At 25.9% G+C, this 17,744-nt stretch carries 17 protein-coding genes; 13 read left to right on the top strand and 4 right to left on the bottom strand.

Features of this window, described 5'->3' with window-relative positions:
• Positions 1-7: 7 nt before the first annotated feature.
• The 4 genes from J2S18_RS15035 (at position 8) to J2S18_RS15020 (ending at position 3,484) form a co-directional block, all read left to right on the top strand.
• Positions 8-310, top strand: coding sequence for a PTS lactose/cellobiose transporter subunit IIA (locus J2S18_RS15035; protein WP_307488045.1), 303 nt, complete (start codon positions 8-10; stop codon positions 308-310).
• 30 nt (positions 311-340) lie between these two features.
• Positions 341-682, top strand: coding sequence for a PTS sugar transporter subunit IIB (locus tag J2S18_RS15030; RefSeq protein WP_307488043.1), 342 nt, complete (start codon positions 341-343; stop codon positions 680-682).
• 30 nt (positions 683-712) lie between these two features.
• Positions 713-2,032, top strand: coding sequence for a PTS sugar transporter subunit IIC (locus J2S18_RS15025; RefSeq protein ID WP_307488042.1), 1,320 nt, complete (start codon positions 713-715; stop codon positions 2,030-2,032).
• A gap of 126 nt (positions 2,033-2,158) precedes the next feature.
• Positions 2,159-3,484 carry a family 4 glycosyl hydrolase gene (locus tag J2S18_RS15020; protein ID WP_307488040.1) on the top strand — a complete coding sequence of 442 codons (1,326 nt, stop codon included), beginning with the start codon at positions 2,159-2,161 and terminating at the stop codon, positions 3,482-3,484.
• 100 nt (positions 3,485-3,584) lie between these two features.
• Here the strand turns inward: J2S18_RS15020 and J2S18_RS15015 are convergent, their stop codons facing one another.
• Positions 3,585-4,196, bottom strand: a complete 612-nt coding sequence (locus J2S18_RS15015) for a DedA family protein (protein ID WP_307488038.1) — start codon at positions 4,194-4,196, stop codon at positions 3,585-3,587.
• 220 nt (positions 4,197-4,416) lie between these two features.
• On the opposite strand from J2S18_RS15015, the gene J2S18_RS15010 reads away from it, so the two are divergent.
• On the top strand, positions 4,417-4,806 hold the full coding sequence (locus J2S18_RS15010) for a YxeA family protein (protein ID WP_307488036.1): 390 nt from the start codon (positions 4,417-4,419) through the stop codon (positions 4,804-4,806).
• A gap of 98 nt (positions 4,807-4,904) precedes the next feature.
• On the opposite strand, the gene J2S18_RS15005 is transcribed toward J2S18_RS15010, so the two are convergent.
• Entirely contained in the window at positions 4,905-5,354 is a 450-nt protein-coding gene (locus J2S18_RS15005; RefSeq protein ID WP_307488035.1) for a hypothetical protein, read from the bottom strand.
• A 448-nt stretch (positions 5,355-5,802) separates the two neighbouring features.
• On the opposite strand from J2S18_RS15005, the gene J2S18_RS15000 reads away from it, so the two are divergent.
• From J2S18_RS15000 to J2S18_RS14980, 5 genes are read left to right on the top strand one after another with little or no spacing between them, the layout of a single operon-like run.
• Complete coding sequence (locus J2S18_RS15000) at positions 5,803-6,372, top strand: HMA2 domain-containing protein (protein ID WP_307488033.1); 570 nt, start codon at positions 5,803-5,805, stop codon at positions 6,370-6,372.
• A gap of 10 nt (positions 6,373-6,382) precedes the next feature.
• Positions 6,383-6,757: an HMA2 domain-containing protein gene (locus tag J2S18_RS14995; RefSeq protein ID WP_307488032.1), complete on the top strand. Its 375-nt coding sequence runs from the start codon at positions 6,383-6,385 to the stop codon at positions 6,755-6,757.
• A gap of 21 nt (positions 6,758-6,778) precedes the next feature.
• On the top strand, positions 6,779-8,989 hold the full coding sequence (locus J2S18_RS14990; RefSeq protein ID WP_307488029.1) for a heavy metal translocating P-type ATPase: 2,211 nt from the start codon (positions 6,779-6,781) through the stop codon (positions 8,987-8,989).
• Position 8,990: 1 nt separating this feature from the next.
• On the top strand, positions 8,991-9,842 hold the full coding sequence (locus tag J2S18_RS14985; protein WP_307488027.1) for an HMA2 domain-containing protein: 852 nt from the start codon (positions 8,991-8,993) through the stop codon (positions 9,840-9,842).
• 33 nt (positions 9,843-9,875) lie between these two features.
• Positions 9,876-10,157: a hypothetical protein gene (locus tag J2S18_RS14980; protein WP_307488025.1), complete on the top strand. Its 282-nt coding sequence runs from the start codon at positions 9,876-9,878 to the stop codon at positions 10,155-10,157.
• A gap of 51 nt (positions 10,158-10,208) precedes the next feature.
• On the opposite strand, the gene J2S18_RS14975 is transcribed toward J2S18_RS14980, so the two are convergent.
• Complete coding sequence (locus tag J2S18_RS14975; RefSeq protein WP_307488023.1) at positions 10,209-11,696, bottom strand: hypothetical protein; 1,488 nt, start codon at positions 11,694-11,696, stop codon at positions 10,209-10,211.
• 241 nt (positions 11,697-11,937) lie between these two features.
• On the opposite strand from J2S18_RS14975, the gene J2S18_RS14970 reads away from it, so the two are divergent.
• Positions 11,938-13,287 (top strand): B12-binding domain-containing radical SAM protein, encoded by a 1,350-nt coding sequence (locus tag J2S18_RS14970; protein ID WP_307488020.1) that lies wholly within the window; start codon positions 11,938-11,940, stop codon positions 13,285-13,287.
• 160 nt (positions 13,288-13,447) lie between these two features.
• On the opposite strand, the gene saoL is transcribed toward J2S18_RS14970, so the two are convergent.
• Entirely contained in the window at positions 13,448-14,059 is a 612-nt protein-coding gene (saoL, locus tag J2S18_RS14965; protein ID WP_307488019.1) for a MerB-like organometallic lyase SaoL, read from the bottom strand.
• A 399-nt stretch (positions 14,060-14,458) separates the two neighbouring features.
• Here saoL and J2S18_RS14960 point away from each other — a divergent pair, with 399 nt between their 5' ends.
• Entirely contained in the window at positions 14,459-16,246 is a 1,788-nt protein-coding gene (locus J2S18_RS14960; RefSeq protein ID WP_307488017.1) for an aminopeptidase P family N-terminal domain-containing protein, read from the top strand.
• A 51-nt stretch (positions 16,247-16,297) separates the two neighbouring features.
• On the top strand, positions 16,298-17,704 hold the full coding sequence (locus J2S18_RS14955) for a peptide MFS transporter (RefSeq protein ID WP_307488016.1): 1,407 nt from the start codon (positions 16,298-16,300) through the stop codon (positions 17,702-17,704).
• Positions 17,705-17,744: the final 40 nt, after the last annotated feature.

The following is a 17,744-nucleotide window of genomic DNA, read 5'->3' as shown; positions in this document are numbered from 1 at the left end:
ATTTAAGATGAATATAGAAGAAATAAGCTTTGGAATAATTTCATATGCTGGAGATGCTTTAGGAAGTATGAGAGAAGCAATTAGATGCGCTAGAGAAAAGAATTTTGAAAATGCAGAAAATTTAATGAAAGAAGCTAATAATAGTTTAAAAGAAGCACATGATATTCATACAAAAATATTAATGGAGGAAGCTAATGGAAATAAAACAGAGTATTCAATACTTTTATCCCATGCACAGGATACTATGATGAATGCAATGACATTCCAAGCTATAGCAGAAGAATTTATAACTATGTATAAAGAAAAATAAATAAAAAATAAATTTAAAGGAGAGATAAATATGAATTTTGACAGATTACATGTTTTATTATGTTGCAACTTAGGAATGTCTACAGGAACTATGGTAAATAAAATGAGGGAAATTGCGTTAAATAGTGCAAAACTTAAAGATAAGGATATAAGAATTGAGGCACATCCTGCAAGTGATATTTTAGAATATATAGATGATTTTGATGTTGTAATGATTGGACCTCAAATAAAACATAGATTTAATGAACTTAAAAAAATTTGTGATGAAAAAGGAAAACCTATAGAAATAATAGATACAAAAGATTATGGAACTGTAAATGGAGGTAATATACTAAAGGCTGCAATTTTAATGAAATTAAAAACTATGGAATAAAACTAAAATAATTATGGGGGGAGTTTTTTAATGAACAAAGAAATGAAAATAATGGATAAGTTAGTTCAGTTTTTAGAAAAATATTTAGGCCCTATAGCAGGGAGAATAGAATCACAAAGACATATTCAATCAATAAAAAATGGTATGATGGCACTTATAACTGTATTAATGGTAGGTTCTCTTTCGCTTATAATATCTGCTATTGGTGGATTATTTCCAAAGGGGTCTGCAATTAAAAACTTTTTTGAAAATAATGCACAAGTATTAAATTTACCATTTACTTTTACATTTGGTTTACTTGCTTTATATTGTGCAATAACTATTTCCTATAATCATGCTAAAAAACTTGAAATACCAATAGCACATGGCGTTGTTGGTGGAGTTTTAGTCACTCTTATATTAGATGTAAAAATAATTGATGGAGCTATGAACATTGAATATTTAGATTCAAGAGGAATGTTTGTTGCAATTATTGGTTCACTAATTGCTGTAGAAATAATGGCATTTTTCATTAAGAAAAAAATCACATTAAGATTTGAAGGATTACCAGAAATGATTTCACAAACTTTTGAGGCAATAGTACCCTTAGCAACCATAATAGTTATAGCTGTAATAATATCTGTAACTGTACAAAATTTAACTGGTGGAGCAATAGTTCCAGAGGCAATAACAAAATTAATAGCACCATCTATTAATGGGGTAGATACAGTATGGGCAGTTATGCTTATATCATTTACAGAAATGTTATTCTGGTTTGTTGGATTAAATGGATTTGCAATTTTAGTAGGATTTGTAATGCCATTTATGACTCAATACTTAGCTGAAAATGCAGCAGCATATCAAGCTGGAACTGCTATACCACATGTGTTTACACCATCATTTTGGGACTTTTTCCTTGCAGCAACTGGATCAGGTATAACAGGAGCACTTGTAATACTATCAATTATGAGTAAGAGAAAAGATTTAAATGCAATAGGAAAAGCAGCAGCACTTCCTGCAATGTTTAGTATTTCAGAACCTGTAGTTTTTGGTCTACCAATAGCTTATAATCCATATTTATTTATACCATTTGTATTTGGAACACCATTAGTTGGAGGATTTTCATTTATGGTATTAAAATCAGGATTAGTAAGGGCACCTATAGCTCAAGTTGGAGGTATTCCAGTACCACTTGCACAATATTTAGTAACAATGGATTTTAGAGCAGTAATATTATTCTTCGTAATACTTGGTTTAGGAGTACTTATGTATTATCCTTTCTTTAAAATGTATGAAAAGAGTTTAGAAAACCAAGATAATGATAAAGATTCAAGGCAAAAAGAATTTGATGCATTAGATTTAGATTTCTAATTTGATAGTACATAACATAAATATGATGATAAAAGGTTGCAATAAAAAATTAATAATAGGAACTAAGAAAAATAGATAAGTTAATCTTTTGGGTGTATTGAACCATTAGAATAAGGAGGAATAAATATGGGCAATAAAATAGTAATTGTTGGAGGAGGATCTACACATACTCCTGGAATTGTAGAAGTATTAAAAAATAGAGCAGAAGATTTAGAATTAGAAGAATTAGTTCTTTATGATAATAATGAAGAGAGAAATAGACTGCTTGGAGAATTTACTAAAATATATTATAGGGATAATAATTCTAAAGTTAATGTATCATATACAACAAATATAGAAGAGGCTTTTGAAAATGCTGATTTTCTATATGTTCAAATTAGACCAGGTTTAAATAATCAAAGGGAAATAGATGAAAAAATATGTTTAAAACATGGTGTTGTAGGACAAGAAACATGCGGACTTGGAGGATTTTCCTTTGCATTAAGAGTTATTCCACAAATGTTAAAAATAGTGGAGGTTGCACAAAGGGTTTGTCCTGATGCTTGGATATTAAATTATACAAATCCTGAAGCAATAATATCAGAGGCTATTTATAGAAAATTTCCTAAAGCAAAATGCTTATGTATATGCGATATGCCAATAATTATAGAAAAATCTATTGCAGATTATTTAAAAATTCCACGAGAAGATCTTACATTTAAATATTTTGGGTTAAATCATTTTGGATGGTGGACTAATATATTTGATAAGGAAGGTCATGATATATTACCTGAAATTCGAGAAAGAGTATTGTCAGGAGAACTTACAGCTTTAAATCAAACAAATGAAGAGGCTGTTGGAGATAATTATTGGAATAAAACTTTTAAAAATATAATTAAAGCATTTAAGATGTATCCAAAGTATTTTCCAAATTGTTATTTGCAGTATTATTATTTTGCAGATGAAATGGTAGAATCAGATGACATTAATTTTACTAGAGGCTCTTATGTATTAAGCACTAGAGAAATTACTGTATTTGAAGAATGTAAAAAAGTAATTGAAGAAGGTACAGCAAAAAATTCTAAACTTATAAATGGAGTTCATGGAAACTATATTGTTGATATTACAAATGCAATAATTCATGACACAAAGGAACGATTTATTGTTAATATAAAAAATTGTGGAGCTATTGGAAACTTTAATCCAGAAGCAGTTGTAGAAGTTCCATGTTATATTGGAGCAATGGGAGTTGAACCAGTTTCTGTTGGGAATATTCCAACATTTCATAGAAGTATGATGGAAATGCAGAAAGGATATGAAATATTAACTGTAGAAACTGCTTTAACAGGATCATATAATATAGCTATGGAAGCTATATTATTAAATAAAACAATTCCTTCATATAGAGTTGGAAAAGCTCTTTTAGATGAACTTTTAGAAGCTAATAAAGATTATTGGCCAGATTTAAAATAAATTTTAATATTATAAACTAGATAAGCCTGTATTTACTTTAGTAGTGAAAGTAGATACAGACTTATTATTTTTAAATATCTATTTTTGTAATTTAAGTAAATTATTTAGAGGTATTTTTTTTATTTTTAATATGTTTAATTGTTATAAAAATTAAAAGTATAACAATTAATATAGCTAAAATAATCAAATAATATTTCTTAACCATTCCATCAATTAAAGCACTATTTTTCGTAAAAATAGTTCCAAGTTCTATTAATGAAAAATCCCAAAGGAACATACCTAATGCAGAAAAAAATAAAAATCTATATAATTTCATTCCAATTATTCCAGCAACTATAGAGGTAACAGTTCTAGCCAAAGGGAATATTCTTGATAAAAAAACTCCAATATATCTATATTTATATAATAGTCTTTCTGATTTTTCTAATGTCACCTTTGCTTTAGGGGATTTTTCTTTTAATTTATCTACAAATTTTATAACTACATATTTTCCAAGTAAAAACATTATTAATGACCCTAAAGACCCACCAAGTACTGCAATTATAGTTACCAAAATTATATTTTGATTGTTGCTTTTATAAATTGCACCTACAAAAGGCAATACTACTTCACTTGGAATTGGCACAAATAAATATTCAAGCATACTTGTAAAAAATACACTAATAGCTCCATATTTACTTATAAAAACTTTGATTAAAGATAAAAAATTCATATAAATAACTTCCAATCATTAAAATTTAATATAGGAGAATTATATCAATAAAAAATTAAAAAACTTAGAATAATAAGTTATATTTTATAATTAAATAATAGAAATAAGATTTAAAATATATCTTACAAGATTGTAAGTTAAATGTAATACAATTAAATATGAAATAAAAGGTTTCCTAATTATAATAAAAGAAAATTATTTAAAAAATGGAGTGATTATTTTGGGAAAATTACTAAAGGTTCTTTTAGTAAGTATTTTATGTGCTATTTTATTTGGAGGGTTACTTTTGGGCAGCAAAATTAATCCTAAGGAAATAGGAGCTAGTAAATATTATGTACAAATAAATAAGGATGGAAATAAAGAATATGATGGAAAGTATAATGGGGAAGATGTATATACTTATAGATATAACAATGTAAAAGCCTATAATTCTAAAGGTGAAAAAATAGAAGTAAAGTTTTTTGCTGATAAGAGCTTAAGAAAGGAAGCTTTTTTATTAGTGAAAGTTAAAGATATAAAAGATAATAAGGAAAATGATATATTATCTTATGAGGAAGTTAAACAAAGGGAATTGCCTAAAAAGGTTAAGGAAAGTTTTAATGCTAAGTAGTTAGATTAATTAACTATAGAAAAGTTTATTACAGACTAAAAGACTAGATAGAATGTTTATATAAAACAGCCTATCTAGTCTTCTAGTTTTTTTGGAAGTTATTCAAAATTTTTCTTGAAATCTTTAACTAGGTTTTCTTCGTCAGATCTACTTAATTCATTATCTTTAGCAAATTGTTTCATTCCAGCATCAAACATTTCATTAAAATCCTTAATTATTTCAGTGCTTGATTTACCTTCTTCTTTTTCAGCTTTAATTAGGATTCTTTCACAATCTTTTAAGAATCTAATTTTTTCTTTAGCTTCAAGTTTAACTTCATGTTTTATATCTTTTATTGTATCTAAGTCTAGTTTCTTTTCAGCTCTTGCAATACTTGAAGATTCATTAGCATCTTTAGTTGCTTTTATGTCCTTTTTCATTTTGTTAAGTTCATCAAGTTTGTCCAATTTTTCAGTATTTACATCATCTTTTGAAGTACTAAAAAATTGTTTTGTTTCTTTAATCTCTTCTTTTTCATTTTCTTTAACAGTTTTTACATTATCATTCATTTAAATCACCTCAATTTTAAAAATTTCTATTATATTGATAAGTCCTAATGTTCTAATATTAAAAAATATTAGAACATCAATTTATAATTATAAAAAGGGGAATTAATTAGATTAATATTATATTAAGGCTGAACATTAATATGATATTTATCTATTCAACTAAGTTTTTGTTTAAATATATTATAGCAATTTAAAATACAAAAAAATCATGTGTAAATCAAGTTTAATTTATTTAAGGTTAAATATTAAAAATTAGCATTAATTATTCATTTATATAAAAAAACAAATGAATTGATTATCAATATCAATTTATATATAATTATTTATAGGTTAAAATTCTATTTGAATAATTATATGTGTTTGATATTAAGTATTAACAAATAAATTATTGTATAAGAAATATGTACAGTATATAATTAATAAAAACAAAAGAAATAAAGGAGATAAAATGAATAATAAGTATGTGAAATTTTTATTACTTGCTTTAACAACAAGGGCGTTAGATAAGTTTTTAAAACAAGATAATAAAAAAAATAAGAATTCTCTTAATTTACCAAGTTTTATTGGTGTTATAGAAGTTAAGCATAGTATTAAAGGCAGAGTTAGATTACATATACCAATATTAAAACAAGATAAAAATGCTAGAATATTTTTATTAGATCAATTAAAAAGAGTTGAAGCTTTAAAATATATAGAAATAAATAAAATTACAGGAAATATTATTATAAAATATGATCAAGATAAAATAAATCCTCAATTACTTATAGGAATAATAGCAAAACTTCTTAAATTAGATAATGAGATATTAAAGAAAAAAGAGTCTGTTGTAACTAAAGAGCTATCTAATATGAAAGAAGTTGTAAATTTAGCTATATATAATAAAACTAAAGGAATGTTAGATGGTAAAGCTATTTATATAATTTTAGTTTTGATTTTAGGGATAAAAGGAATAAGAAATATGCCTAGAGTATTGCCTAATGGATATACAATGCTTAGATGGGGATATAATGCTATATAGGGGTGAAAGTATGTTAAAAAAAATGGTTATTCATCAGTTAACTAAGTTAAAGGTATCTCATAGTATGCCAGGAAGAATAAGATTTAAGATGAGTTCATTAAAAATGATTCCAGAACAATATATGGCATATGAAAAATTTTTGAAACAAGCAATAAAGAAGTTAAATGGTGTAGAAAACATAGAAATAAATAATTTAACTGGTAGTATATTAATAACTTATGATATTAACAAGCTATATGAAAAGAAACTTCTAAAGTGGATAGATATAGTAAGAGAAATAGGAATTAAAAATTATGACTTAATAGAAAAATATGGTGAAAGTAATTTAAATTATGTAGTTAAAACTATAGAACAACAATTAGACGAAAATCTAAAAACAATGTAATAAGAGGGAGTAGTGAAGAATATGAGAAAAAATGATTTGCTACTAAAAAGTACTATAAAGCATAGTATAGTAGGAAGAATTAGACTTAAATGTGAAGGAATAAAATATTTAAGTGAATATAAAAAGGAAATAGAAAAGAAAATTTCTAGTAGTTCTTTAATAGAGAGTTGTGAAATAAATTCTATTATAGGAACATTGCTAATTAATTATGATAATAATGTAGAACAAGAAAAGATTATTACAATAGTTGATAATATATTAGGTGAATATTCATTAAAATTATTTAAATCTCTTAGAGAGTTAGAAAAAGTTGATTTAAATACTGTTGATAAAAATGAAGAAACATCCAAAGATATTTTAAAGAAGATAGCTTTAAATGTAGGTGTATTAGGATATTCAGTTGTAAAGGGAAAGTTAGATTTAAAAGATTTGGATAATGAAAAAATATTTGGAAAAATGGGAAGATTTATTACAGTGCCATCTATAGCAAGTATTTATTTAAATAAGGGATTGTTTAAAAATGGTATAATAAATGCAGTAAAAAATAAAAAACCTAATGCGGATACCTTAACATTAACATCTATAGTTTCAAGTTTAATACTTGGAAATGATAAATCAGCTCTTATGATAACATTATTATCTGATGTAGCAGAACTTATGACTACATACACTATGGAAAGAACTAGAAATTCAATTAAAAATATGCTTTCTGTTTCAGATAAGGAAGTTTGGAAAATTTCAGATGATGGAGAATTAAAGAAAGTTCCAATAGAAAGCATAGTAAAAGAAGATAAGGTTATAATTTATACTGGAGAAAAAATTTGTGTAGATGGAGAAGTTGTTGAAGGTGAGGCAGTTGTAGATCAATCATCTGTAACTGGAGAATTTGTACCTGTAATTAAAAGAAAAGGAGATAATGTTTTTGCAGGAACTGTTATAAAAAGCGGAAGTATAACAGTTAGGACTGAAAAAGCAGGAGATGATACTGTAGTTTCAAGAATTATTCATCTTGTAGAGAATGCAGCATCAAAGAAGGCTCCTATTCAGGATTATGCAGATAAATTTTCTAATTACTTAGTTCCATTTAATTTTTTATTTGCTGGATTAACATACATGTTTACTAAGAGTACAAGCAGATCTTTAAATATGATGATTATAGATTATTCATGTGGAATTAAATTATCGACTGCTACAGCTTTTTCTGCAACTATTAATAATGCAGTTAAAAATGGAGTTTTAGTAAAGGGTGGAAACCACCTAGAAGCATTATCAAATTCAGATACTTTAATTTTAGATAAAACAGGAACTTTAACAGAAGGAAAACCAACTGTAACAGATATAAAAATATTAAATAATAGTTATTCAGAACATGATGTTTTGAAAATAGCAGGAGCAGCAGAAGAAACATCATCTCATCCAATGTCAGTTGCTATAATGAATGAAGTTGAAGATAGAGGAATAGAGATTCCAAGTCATGTTGATGTTGTAACTCATATTGCAAGAGGAATGGAAACTTCTATAGAAAATAAAAAAGTATTAGTTGGAAGTAAAATTTTCTTAGAAGAAAATAATATAAACACTAAAAATATTACGCCAGAAATACAAAGTTTAAAAAATGGTGGTGCAAACTTAATTTACGTAGCATACGATAATGAATTAATAGCTGTAATATTTATAAAAGATAAAATGAGAGAAAATATGAGAAAAGCTATAAATAACTTAAGATACCAAGGTGTAGATGACATTTTACTTTTGACAGGAGATTTAGAGGCGCAAGCTAAAGAGGTTGCAAATCTTATGGGAGTAGATGGATATAAATCAGAGCTTTTACCATCAGATAAGGCAGAAGAGGTTTTAAGATATCAGTCAAAAGGAGCAAAGGTTATAATGGTAGGCGATGGTATAAATGATGCACCAGCCCTTGCATATTCAGATGTTGGAATAGCCTTAGGTGGAGGAAGTACAGATGTTGCAATGGAAACTGCTGATATAACAATTCAAGGAGATAATCCTATGATGTTACCAACTATAATAGACTTATCTAAGAAAACTATGAATGTTGTAAAACAAAATTTTGGTTTAGTTATAGGAATAAATAGTGCTGGGTTAATACTTAGTGCAGCTGGGGTATTACCAGTATTCTTTGGAGCAGTACTTCATAATTCAAGTACAATACTTGTAGTTGCTAATTCATTAAGACTTATGTTTTTCAATATGGAGAGAGGTGTTTAAAATGAATATACCAACTATTGTAGTGGTTCATAAAATAAAAAATAGAATAAGATTTAAATTATCTCATTCTCTTAGGAATATTAAATTAGTTGAAAATGAATTTGTTAATAGAGAAGGTATTAAAAAGTTTAGTTATAATGATATAACTAAATCTATAGTTGTTGAATATAATAGTGAAGTAATAAAAGAAGAAGAATTAATAATGAGAATAATAGTTATGTATTCAAAAACTTATGGATTAACTGCTGTTAGACTAGTCTATAATTCAAAGAAAAAGAGCGTTCCTCCAATGGCATATTATTCTTTTTTAACATTTTTAATAGGAGGTATAAGTAAATATATACCTATGAATAAAAAAATATCAGAATTTGTAAATTGGGCAGTAGTTGGAACTACAATGGGAGCAATAGTTGAACATGCTTCTAGAGAGATAAGTGAAAAAGGATATTTTGACCCAGAAGTAGTATCTGTAATGTATTTAATAAATTCTGTGGGAAAAGGAAAATTTTTAATTCCATCTATGATAACATGGTTTGCAACATTTGGAAGACATATACTAGGAATGTCCTATAGAAGAAATATTATAGAAGTTAGGAAGTTTAAAAATAAAAATTTAGAAGACTATTATGATATAATAGTTAATCCTGATATAGATACATCTAAAAAATCAAGTGTAGTTAAAGTTTTTTTAGAAAAATTTGTAGAAACTGAGGAGAGAAGAGTAAGTAAATCTTTTATGATTTCAAATAATCAAGTATTAAAATCAGAAGGAAGATTTATTGGAGGATTTGGGTCAACATTCATAAATATTGATAAAAATAGTATGAATGCATATAAAAATGCTATAAATTAATTTAAATATAAAAAAATCTAAGGAGGAATTAAAATGGTAAGTATTAATAAGGATCATATAACAGGAGCATTAGTAGGTGTTGGGGTATGTGCAGCTGGATACTATATATACAAAAAAAATCAAACAAAAGTAGATGAATTCTTAAAAAAACAAGGTATAAATATATCAAATGATTCAACAAAAGATTATTCAAATATGTCATTAGAAGAATTAATGGAAACAAAAGAAACAATTGAAGATTTAATTGCTGAAAAAGAATTAGTTTTAAATGAATCAGAATCAGAAATTATTGAGACTGTACAAGAAGAGAAGTAATAATTGTTATATATAAAGGTCACTGAAATTTTCAGTGGCCTTTTAAATTTTTTACTTTAACTTATAAAGTATACCAGAATTATTTTTACTAACTTGAATATAATACTTTTTTATATATTTCACAATAAATTTATCCTTCATTTTGCTAAGATCTTTATTAGAAACTTTCTTAGGATTTGAAGTTATTATCCATGTTGGTTTATTATTTTTTAATGTTGAGTTAATTTCTTTATAAACATTTTTATCAGTTAGATTCCACCAATCTTGAAGAGTAAAGTATCTATTACATGGAGAAGTATCAGTTAAAAAGAACCAACGAGCTTCTTGATTGTAGCTAAATAATTCATCTTTATTGCAATTTATATGTGAAGCTAGTTCAATTGAATTCTCTATATAATTATTAGTTTTAGTTTTAACTTTGTATAACCTATGCATACAAAAATATGTAATCCAAGTAGAAGTACAAAATATTATTAAAATAAAAATTATACTTGGAGTAATATGTTCTAAGCTTAGTTCTTTTAAAAATACTATTATAGATAATACAAATTGAGGAGCACCTGTTATTAAATAGTGCATAAATGTATGACCACTTAAACAGATTGCAACTAGTGTAATTATAATATTTAATGATAAAAATACTGCCATTATTAAATTTTTCTTTACAAAGGAAATTATAATGGACAATAAGGATGTTAATATTAATACCCATAATACTATTTTAAAAGTACTTTTAGTAGTAAATAGTAAAAATTTAATATTGTGCAATAGGGAATCTCCCTCATACATAAAATTAAATATAAAAGTTCCATAAAAGAAATCATATAGTGATTTGTTATATATAAAATATGACAATATAGGAACAATGCAAATTATACAACCTAATATGTAGTATAAAAAATATTTTATAACTTCTTTAAATCTTTTATTTAAAAGAAAATAAAAGAAGATAAAAATAGTTGCACTAACAATAGTAGGACTATTATTCATTCTTATCATAACTACAGCCATAAAGGTTATTCCTAATATGATTGAACTAAGATTAGAAATTTTTTTCTTTTTTGAAAAGTAAAAGTTGATAAAAATATATAATGCTATTATGCAAAAAAAGTTACTATATTCTTCTGACATATTACCATATTGTATAGTGTAAGCTGAAAATGCCATATAAGAAATAGGTGGAATTATTGATATTAGTTTTTTTTTGAAGAACTTTTTGCTTATTTTAAATATAAGTATTATAGAAATAAACATAAATATAAATTCAGTAAACCATATTCCAAATGTTCCATGTATAAAATTTTGAGGAATTGCATTTATGAAAAATAGAAGAGGACCTTTATGATCAAAAATTTCTTTAAATAAAATTTTACCATTACATACTTCCTTACCAACCTCCATAAAAATACCACTGTCACTTGTAGCACTACCTAGTAATGGACTAGTAGAACCGGCTAAAATTAGCATATAAATAAATATAACAATAAACCAAACATAATTACTTAAGCTGGTTAACTCTTTTTGAAAAAATTTTTTCATTAGTAGAAACTCCTTTTATTAAATTTAAAATTAACAAAGTTATTATAACATATGGAAAGTAATTAATGGATTTTAATGAAAAGTTTACCTAAAAAAGATGTTATATAATATTAAATATCAACTTAATATAGATTATTTTTATAGTAGTATTAGTATAAAAATTTTAAATGGTAATTAATGGGTTAAGAATGAAACTATATCATTAAAAATGTTATAAAAACAGAAAAGAGGTAATATTTAAGTGAAAATAAAATTTATTTTACCAGCATTAGAAGAGGCAAAAAGTCCATATTGGAGACCTATAAAATATTCACTTTTTCCACCATTAGGATTAGCTACATTAGCATCATTATGTGATGAATCAGATGAAATAGAGATTGTTGATGAGCATGTAGAAGAAGTTAAATTAGATGATATACCAGATTTGGTATGTATTGAAAGCTATATAACTAATTCAAATAGAGCCTATGAAATTGCAGATGAATATAGAAGAAAAGGTGTAAAGGTTGTTATTGGAGGAATTCATGCAACATCATTACCTAATGAAGCAAAAAAACATGCAGATAGTATATTACTTGGATTAGGCGAAAAAAGTTTCCCAAAATTTTTGAAAGATTTTAGAGAAGGAAAAAATAAAAGGATTTATGAGCAAGGAGATGTATCATTAGAAAATTTACCTTTACCAAGAAGAGATTTGTTTAAGAATGAAAAGTATTTAGTACCAAATTCAATGGTATTTTCAAGAGGATGTCCTAATAAGTGCTCATTTTGTTATGTTAGTTCTTTTTATAAAGGAGGAAAATCTTTTTATACATATAAAATTGATAGGATTTTAGAAGAAATAGAAAGCATGGAAGGAAAACATTTATATTTTTTAGATGACAATATATTTGCAAATACAAATTTATCAAGACAGGTTTTTAAAGAAATGAGAGGAATGGGAAGAGTCTTTCAAGGTGCAATAACTGTTGAATCTATTCTTAAGGACGATACATTAGAGCTTGCATATGAGGCTGGACTTAGAAGTGCATTTATTGGATTTGAAAGTATTAATAATTATAATTTAATTCAAGCTAACAAAAAATCGAATATTGGGAAAAATTATGCTGAGGCTATAAAAAAATTAGATGAATTAGGAATAATGATAAATGGAAGTTTTATTTTTGGATTAGATAATGATGATTTAGATGTTTTTGATAGAACTACAGAATGGGCTATTAATAGTGGGATAACTACAGCAACTAATCATATTTTAACTCCTTATCCAGGTACAGCAATATATGACAGTTTAGATAAATCAAATAGAATAATCACTAAAAATTGGAAGATGTATGATACTAGACATTTAGTTTTTACTCATCCAAATATTACTAAAGATGAAATGGAAGCTGGTTATAATAAGGCATATAAGGACTTTTATAAATGGGGAAATATAATTAAGGCATCAAGAGAGCATGAAGAACTTAAAATGAAATTAAAACATTTAACTTATGCAGGTTCATGGAAAAAATTTGAGCCTGTTTGGAACTTTCTAATTAAAAATGAACTTTTATCTAAGGCTAGAAGTACGTTAGTAAGGACATTAAAATAAAAATAATGCAATACAATTTATATAAAATTTGAAAGTAAAAAGTATTTAGTATATAGTTATATATTTCATAGTTTACTATATACTAAATAACTAACAAATAAAGTATAAGATAAATTTAATTATATTTATCTTATACTTTTATTAATTTTAAACTATTAATTTATTGCGAAAAAAGTAACCAAGCTATTTTGTTTCCTGTTTCTAAATTAACAGCAAAGGTTTTGGTGTTTATATTATTTTTAGTTTGCCATTTTTCTAAACTTTCTTTGCAATCAAAAAAGTGCATAATATTACAGCAACAGCATGACCAGTTTTTATTTTTTTCTAAATCTGTATGTAGAATATGTATATTTTCATTACCTTCAATAACATTTATTTTCCCATTTTTTACGTCAAGAATAATTTTACTATTACAGTATTCACAGTTACCTTCAATTTTTATATTTTTCTTAAAAGTATAATGAAATCCTATAGCGTCAATTGCACACATTGCATATCCATAACGACCATCTTCAAAAATAACTTTTTTATTTGTTTTTATTGCAGATACTGGATAAATTGAAACAATTTCATTATTTTCATTTATAGAAAGTATATTTTTATTAGCCATAATTTTTAATAATTCTTCATTAGGATCATTTTTTATTGAATAGGGTTTATGATTAGTAATAATATAATCCATTACAAATTCTCTTAATTTATTTTCTTCAGCACTTATTTTTGTGACTATGGGACTTGCAATATAATCTTTTATAGAATAATTTTCTTTCATATTAAGTGATCTCCTTTCAAAATTAAATATATTTTAGATAATATCATAAAAGCTAAATGAAATAAAGAGTCAAATGAAAATAAAAATCAATTGAAAACAAAAAGATATTTAATGTTCAACAAAAATAAGATATAGTTAAAAAAATAAAATATAAAACAGCATAATCAATATATTAAAAGCTTTTAATTAAAAATCTCTATATTTCATAGTTTATATAGCGAATTTACTTAATATTACAAAAATTATCATAAAATTTAAATAAATATTAAAAAATGATAAAATTTCATATATTATACAGTATATATATATAAATGAAAATTTAAGCGACTTTAAAAGTGAATGATATAATAAAAATATGAAAAAAATTAACAAAATTAAAATTTATTAAGGAGGGTTATGATGAAAGTTACAGAGAAAATTGAAAATCTTAGAAAACTTATGGCAGAAAAAAACATTGATGCTTACATGATTCCTTCAGCAGATTATCATAATAGCGAATATGTTGGCGAACACTTTAAGGAAAGAGAATTTATTACTGGTTTTACAGGTTCAGCAGGAACTGCTGTAATTACAAAAGACCAAGCAGGACTATGGACAGATGGTAGATACTTTATTCAAGCAGAGAAACAATTACAAGGTTCAGGTGTTAAACTTTATAAGATGGGGAACATTGGAGTTCCAACAATAGAAGAATTTTTATACTCATCACTTTTAGAAAATGAAACATTAGGATTTGATGGTAGAGTTGTGCCAGTACAAGAAGGGAAAGTTCTAGAAAATATTTTATCTAAAAAAAATATAAAAATTAATTATAGTTATGATTTAATAAATAGCATTTGGGAAGATAGGCCACCTTTATCAGAAGAAGCAATATTTGATCTTGCTTTAGAATATGCAGGAGAAACTGTTTCTTCAAAATTAAATCGTGTAAGAGATAAAATGAGAGAACTAGGTGCAAATGCTCACATAATTACAACACTTGACGATATTGGATGGCTTTTAAATATTAGAGGAAATGATGTTAAGTTCTTTCCATTAATTTTAAGTTATGCGATTGTAACACTTGAAAAGGTTTACCTATATATTGATGAAAGAAAAATTAATGATTCAATTAAGAGTAAACTTACTAAAAATAATGTAGAATTAAGACCTTATAATGATGTATATGAAGATGTTAAGAAATTTAATGAAAAAGATTCAGTTCTTATAGATCCAGATAGGATTAATTATGCATTATATAACAATATACCTGAAACTGTTAAGTTAATTGAAGAAGAAAGTCCAACTATATTAATGAAAGCTATTAAAAATGATACAGAAATTGAGAACATAATAAAAGCTCATATAAAAGATGGTATTGCAAATACAAAATTTATATATTGGTTAAAGACAAATGTTGGAAAAATAAAAATTACAGAACTTAGTGCAATGGACAAGCTTGAAGAATTAAGAAAAGAACAAGAAGGTTATTTATGGCAAAGTTTTAGTCCAATCTGTGGATTTAAAGAACATGCTGCAATTGTCCACTATTCTCCAACTCCAGAAACTGATATAGAAGTAAAACCAAATAGTTTATTATTAACAGATACTGGAGGAAACTATTATGAAGGTTCTACTGATATTACAAGAACTACAGCACTTGGAGAAATAAGTGATGAAATAAAAGAAGACTTTACAACAGTTTTACAATGTAATCTAAGACTTGGAAAAGCAAAATTTATTTATGGTTGTAATGGAATAAATGTAGATATTCTTGCAAGACAACCACTTTGGGAGAAAAATAAAAACTTTAACCATGGAACAGGACATGGAGTTGGCTATCTTGGAAATCTTCATGAACCACCAACAGGAATACGTACAAAATATAAAAAAATAGATTCACATGAATTTGAAGAAGGAATGATAATTACAGATGAGCCAGGAATATATATAGAAGGTTCTCATGGAATTCGTATAGAAAATGAACTTCTTGTAAGAAAAGGAGAGGTTAATGAATATGGAGAATTTATGTATTTTGAACCTATTACTTATGTTCCAATAGATTTAGATGCAGTAAAAGTAAATATTTTAACAGAAGAAGATAAACAGGAATTAAATAGATATCACAAAAAAGTATATGAAATAATATCTCCTTATTTAAATGATGAGGAAAGAGAATGGTTAAAAAAATATACTAGGGAAGTATAATAATTTCTAATAAGTGAAGGCTTAAAATATTTTGTAAAGCAGGTGAAGTTTATGGGAAATGTTAAAAAAGAAAAATTTAAACATCCAATAGGATTGCAATTAGCTAATATTAGTATAACTATTCAAAGTTTTGCAGGCTATGCAATTTCCTCATTCTTAATACTTTTTTTTACTGCCAATATATCAAAAGGTGGAATTGGATTAAGTGTACCTAAGGCAACAGCAATTATGGGTTTATATGCTGGATTAGGTTATATGACACCTCTTATAGGTGGCTGGCTTACTGATAGATACTTAGGCTTGCAGAAAGGAATAATATTAGGTGCATTCCTAGGTGGAGTAGGATATTTATCTTTATATTTCTCAAAACCAACTGTACAAAGTCTTTGGATTGGACTTGGAATAATGATTATAAGTGGTGGATTTTTTAAAGGGAATATAAGTCAACTAGTAGGTGAACTTTATTCTCGTGATGAATTAACAATGAAAGATGCTGCTTATTCAATATTTTATATGGCAACAAATATAGGTTCTTTATTAGGACCTATAGTTGCTGGCTTTGTTACAGATAAATGGTGTTCAACAGTTAATGCAAGTGGAAAAATAGTCTCTTATGGATACAGAGATGTATTTCTTCTTTCATCAATTTTAATGTTTGTAACATGTATAATTTTCTTTTTGTTAGCTCCTAAATGGCTTAAAGGAGTTGGAAAAGAACCCGTTGCAAAAACTATAAAGAAAGTTACTGAAAGTGATGTAAGTAAAGAAAATCAAGCTTTAACTAAAACAGAGAAAAATAGAATACTTGCAATGTTTATAGTATTTTTCTTTGTAATATTATACTGGACAGCATGGTTTCAAACACAATCTTCATTTTCATTATTATCTCAAAAATTAGTAAATAGACAAATTGGGAGCTTTGATGTACCTGTACCTTGGTTAATATCTTTTAATGGAATATTATGTGTTATATTTGCACCTATACTTGGAAGCTTGTGGATCAAACTTGCAAAATCTAAAAAAGGAGATTTAACTATTCCAACTAAGATGGGACTTGGAATGATACTTGGAGGATTAGCATTTATAGTTCTTATACTTGGAGTAAAAACTTTAGGTGGCGTTTTAGATGGAACAGTAAAGATGAACATACTATTTGTTTTAGGAGCATATTTTTTACTTACAATGGGAGAACTGTGTTTATCACCAATAGGAATGTCTATGTTTAATAAACTTGCTCCAGAAAAATATAGTTCACTAGCAATGGGTGCTTGGTATCTTTGTTTCTTCTTTGCAAATTTACTTTCAGGTAAACTTGCAGGATTTACAGCCTCTATGGGATACACAGAAGTATTTGGAATAATAGCTGTAGTTGTAATTGTATTTGGTTTAATTCTTATATTTATGAGAAAGTTATTAGTTCGTTTAATGGCATTAGATGAATTTGAAAAGGAAAAATAAGATTTTTTAAAATTAATAAAAGGCACCTTTAGGTTATTTA

The organism is Eubacterium multiforme (assembly GCF_030813415.1).
Classification (GTDB): domain Bacteria; phylum Bacillota; class Clostridia; order Clostridiales; family Clostridiaceae; genus Clostridium; species Clostridium multiforme.
Note: the sequence above shows the minus strand (reverse complement) of the source record. Positions and strands in the feature narration are given on the sequence as shown.

Coding starts and splice junctions, on each gene's coding strand:
- J2S18_RS15035 (WP_307488045.1), top strand. CDS start 8: ATGAATATAGAAGAAATAAGCTTTGGAATAATTTCATATGCTGGAGAT.
- J2S18_RS14980 (WP_307488025.1), top strand. CDS start 9,876: ATGGTAAGTATTAATAAGGATCATATAACAGGAGCATTAGTAGGTGTT.
- J2S18_RS15020 (WP_307488040.1), top strand. CDS start 2,159: ATGGGCAATAAAATAGTAATTGTTGGAGGAGGATCTACACATACTCCT.
- J2S18_RS14990 (WP_307488029.1), top strand. CDS start 6,779: ATGAGAAAAAATGATTTGCTACTAAAAAGTACTATAAAGCATAGTATA.
- J2S18_RS15015 (WP_307488038.1), bottom strand. CDS start 4,196: ATGAATTTTTTATCTTTAATCAAAGTTTTTATAAGTAAATATGGAGCT.
- J2S18_RS15030 (WP_307488043.1), top strand. CDS start 341: ATGAATTTTGACAGATTACATGTTTTATTATGTTGCAACTTAGGAATG.
- J2S18_RS15005 (WP_307488035.1), bottom strand. CDS start 5,354: ATGAATGATAATGTAAAAACTGTTAAAGAAAATGAAAAAGAAGAGATT.
- J2S18_RS14975 (WP_307488023.1), bottom strand. CDS start 11,696: ATGAAAAAATTTTTTCAAAAAGAGTTAACCAGCTTAAGTAATTATGTT.
- J2S18_RS14985 (WP_307488027.1), top strand. CDS start 8,991: ATGAATATACCAACTATTGTAGTGGTTCATAAAATAAAAAATAGAATA.
- J2S18_RS15025 (WP_307488042.1), top strand. CDS start 713: ATGAACAAAGAAATGAAAATAATGGATAAGTTAGTTCAGTTTTTAGAA.
- saoL (WP_307488019.1), bottom strand. CDS start 14,059: ATGAAAGAAAATTATTCTATAAAAGATTATATTGCAAGTCCCATAGTC.
- J2S18_RS14955 (WP_307488016.1), top strand. CDS start 16,298: ATGGGAAATGTTAAAAAAGAAAAATTTAAACATCCAATAGGATTGCAA.
- J2S18_RS14960 (WP_307488017.1), top strand. CDS start 14,459: ATGAAAGTTACAGAGAAAATTGAAAATCTTAGAAAACTTATGGCAGAA.
- J2S18_RS15000 (WP_307488033.1), top strand. CDS start 5,803: ATGAATAATAAGTATGTGAAATTTTTATTACTTGCTTTAACAACAAGG.
- J2S18_RS14995 (WP_307488032.1), top strand. CDS start 6,383: ATGTTAAAAAAAATGGTTATTCATCAGTTAACTAAGTTAAAGGTATCT.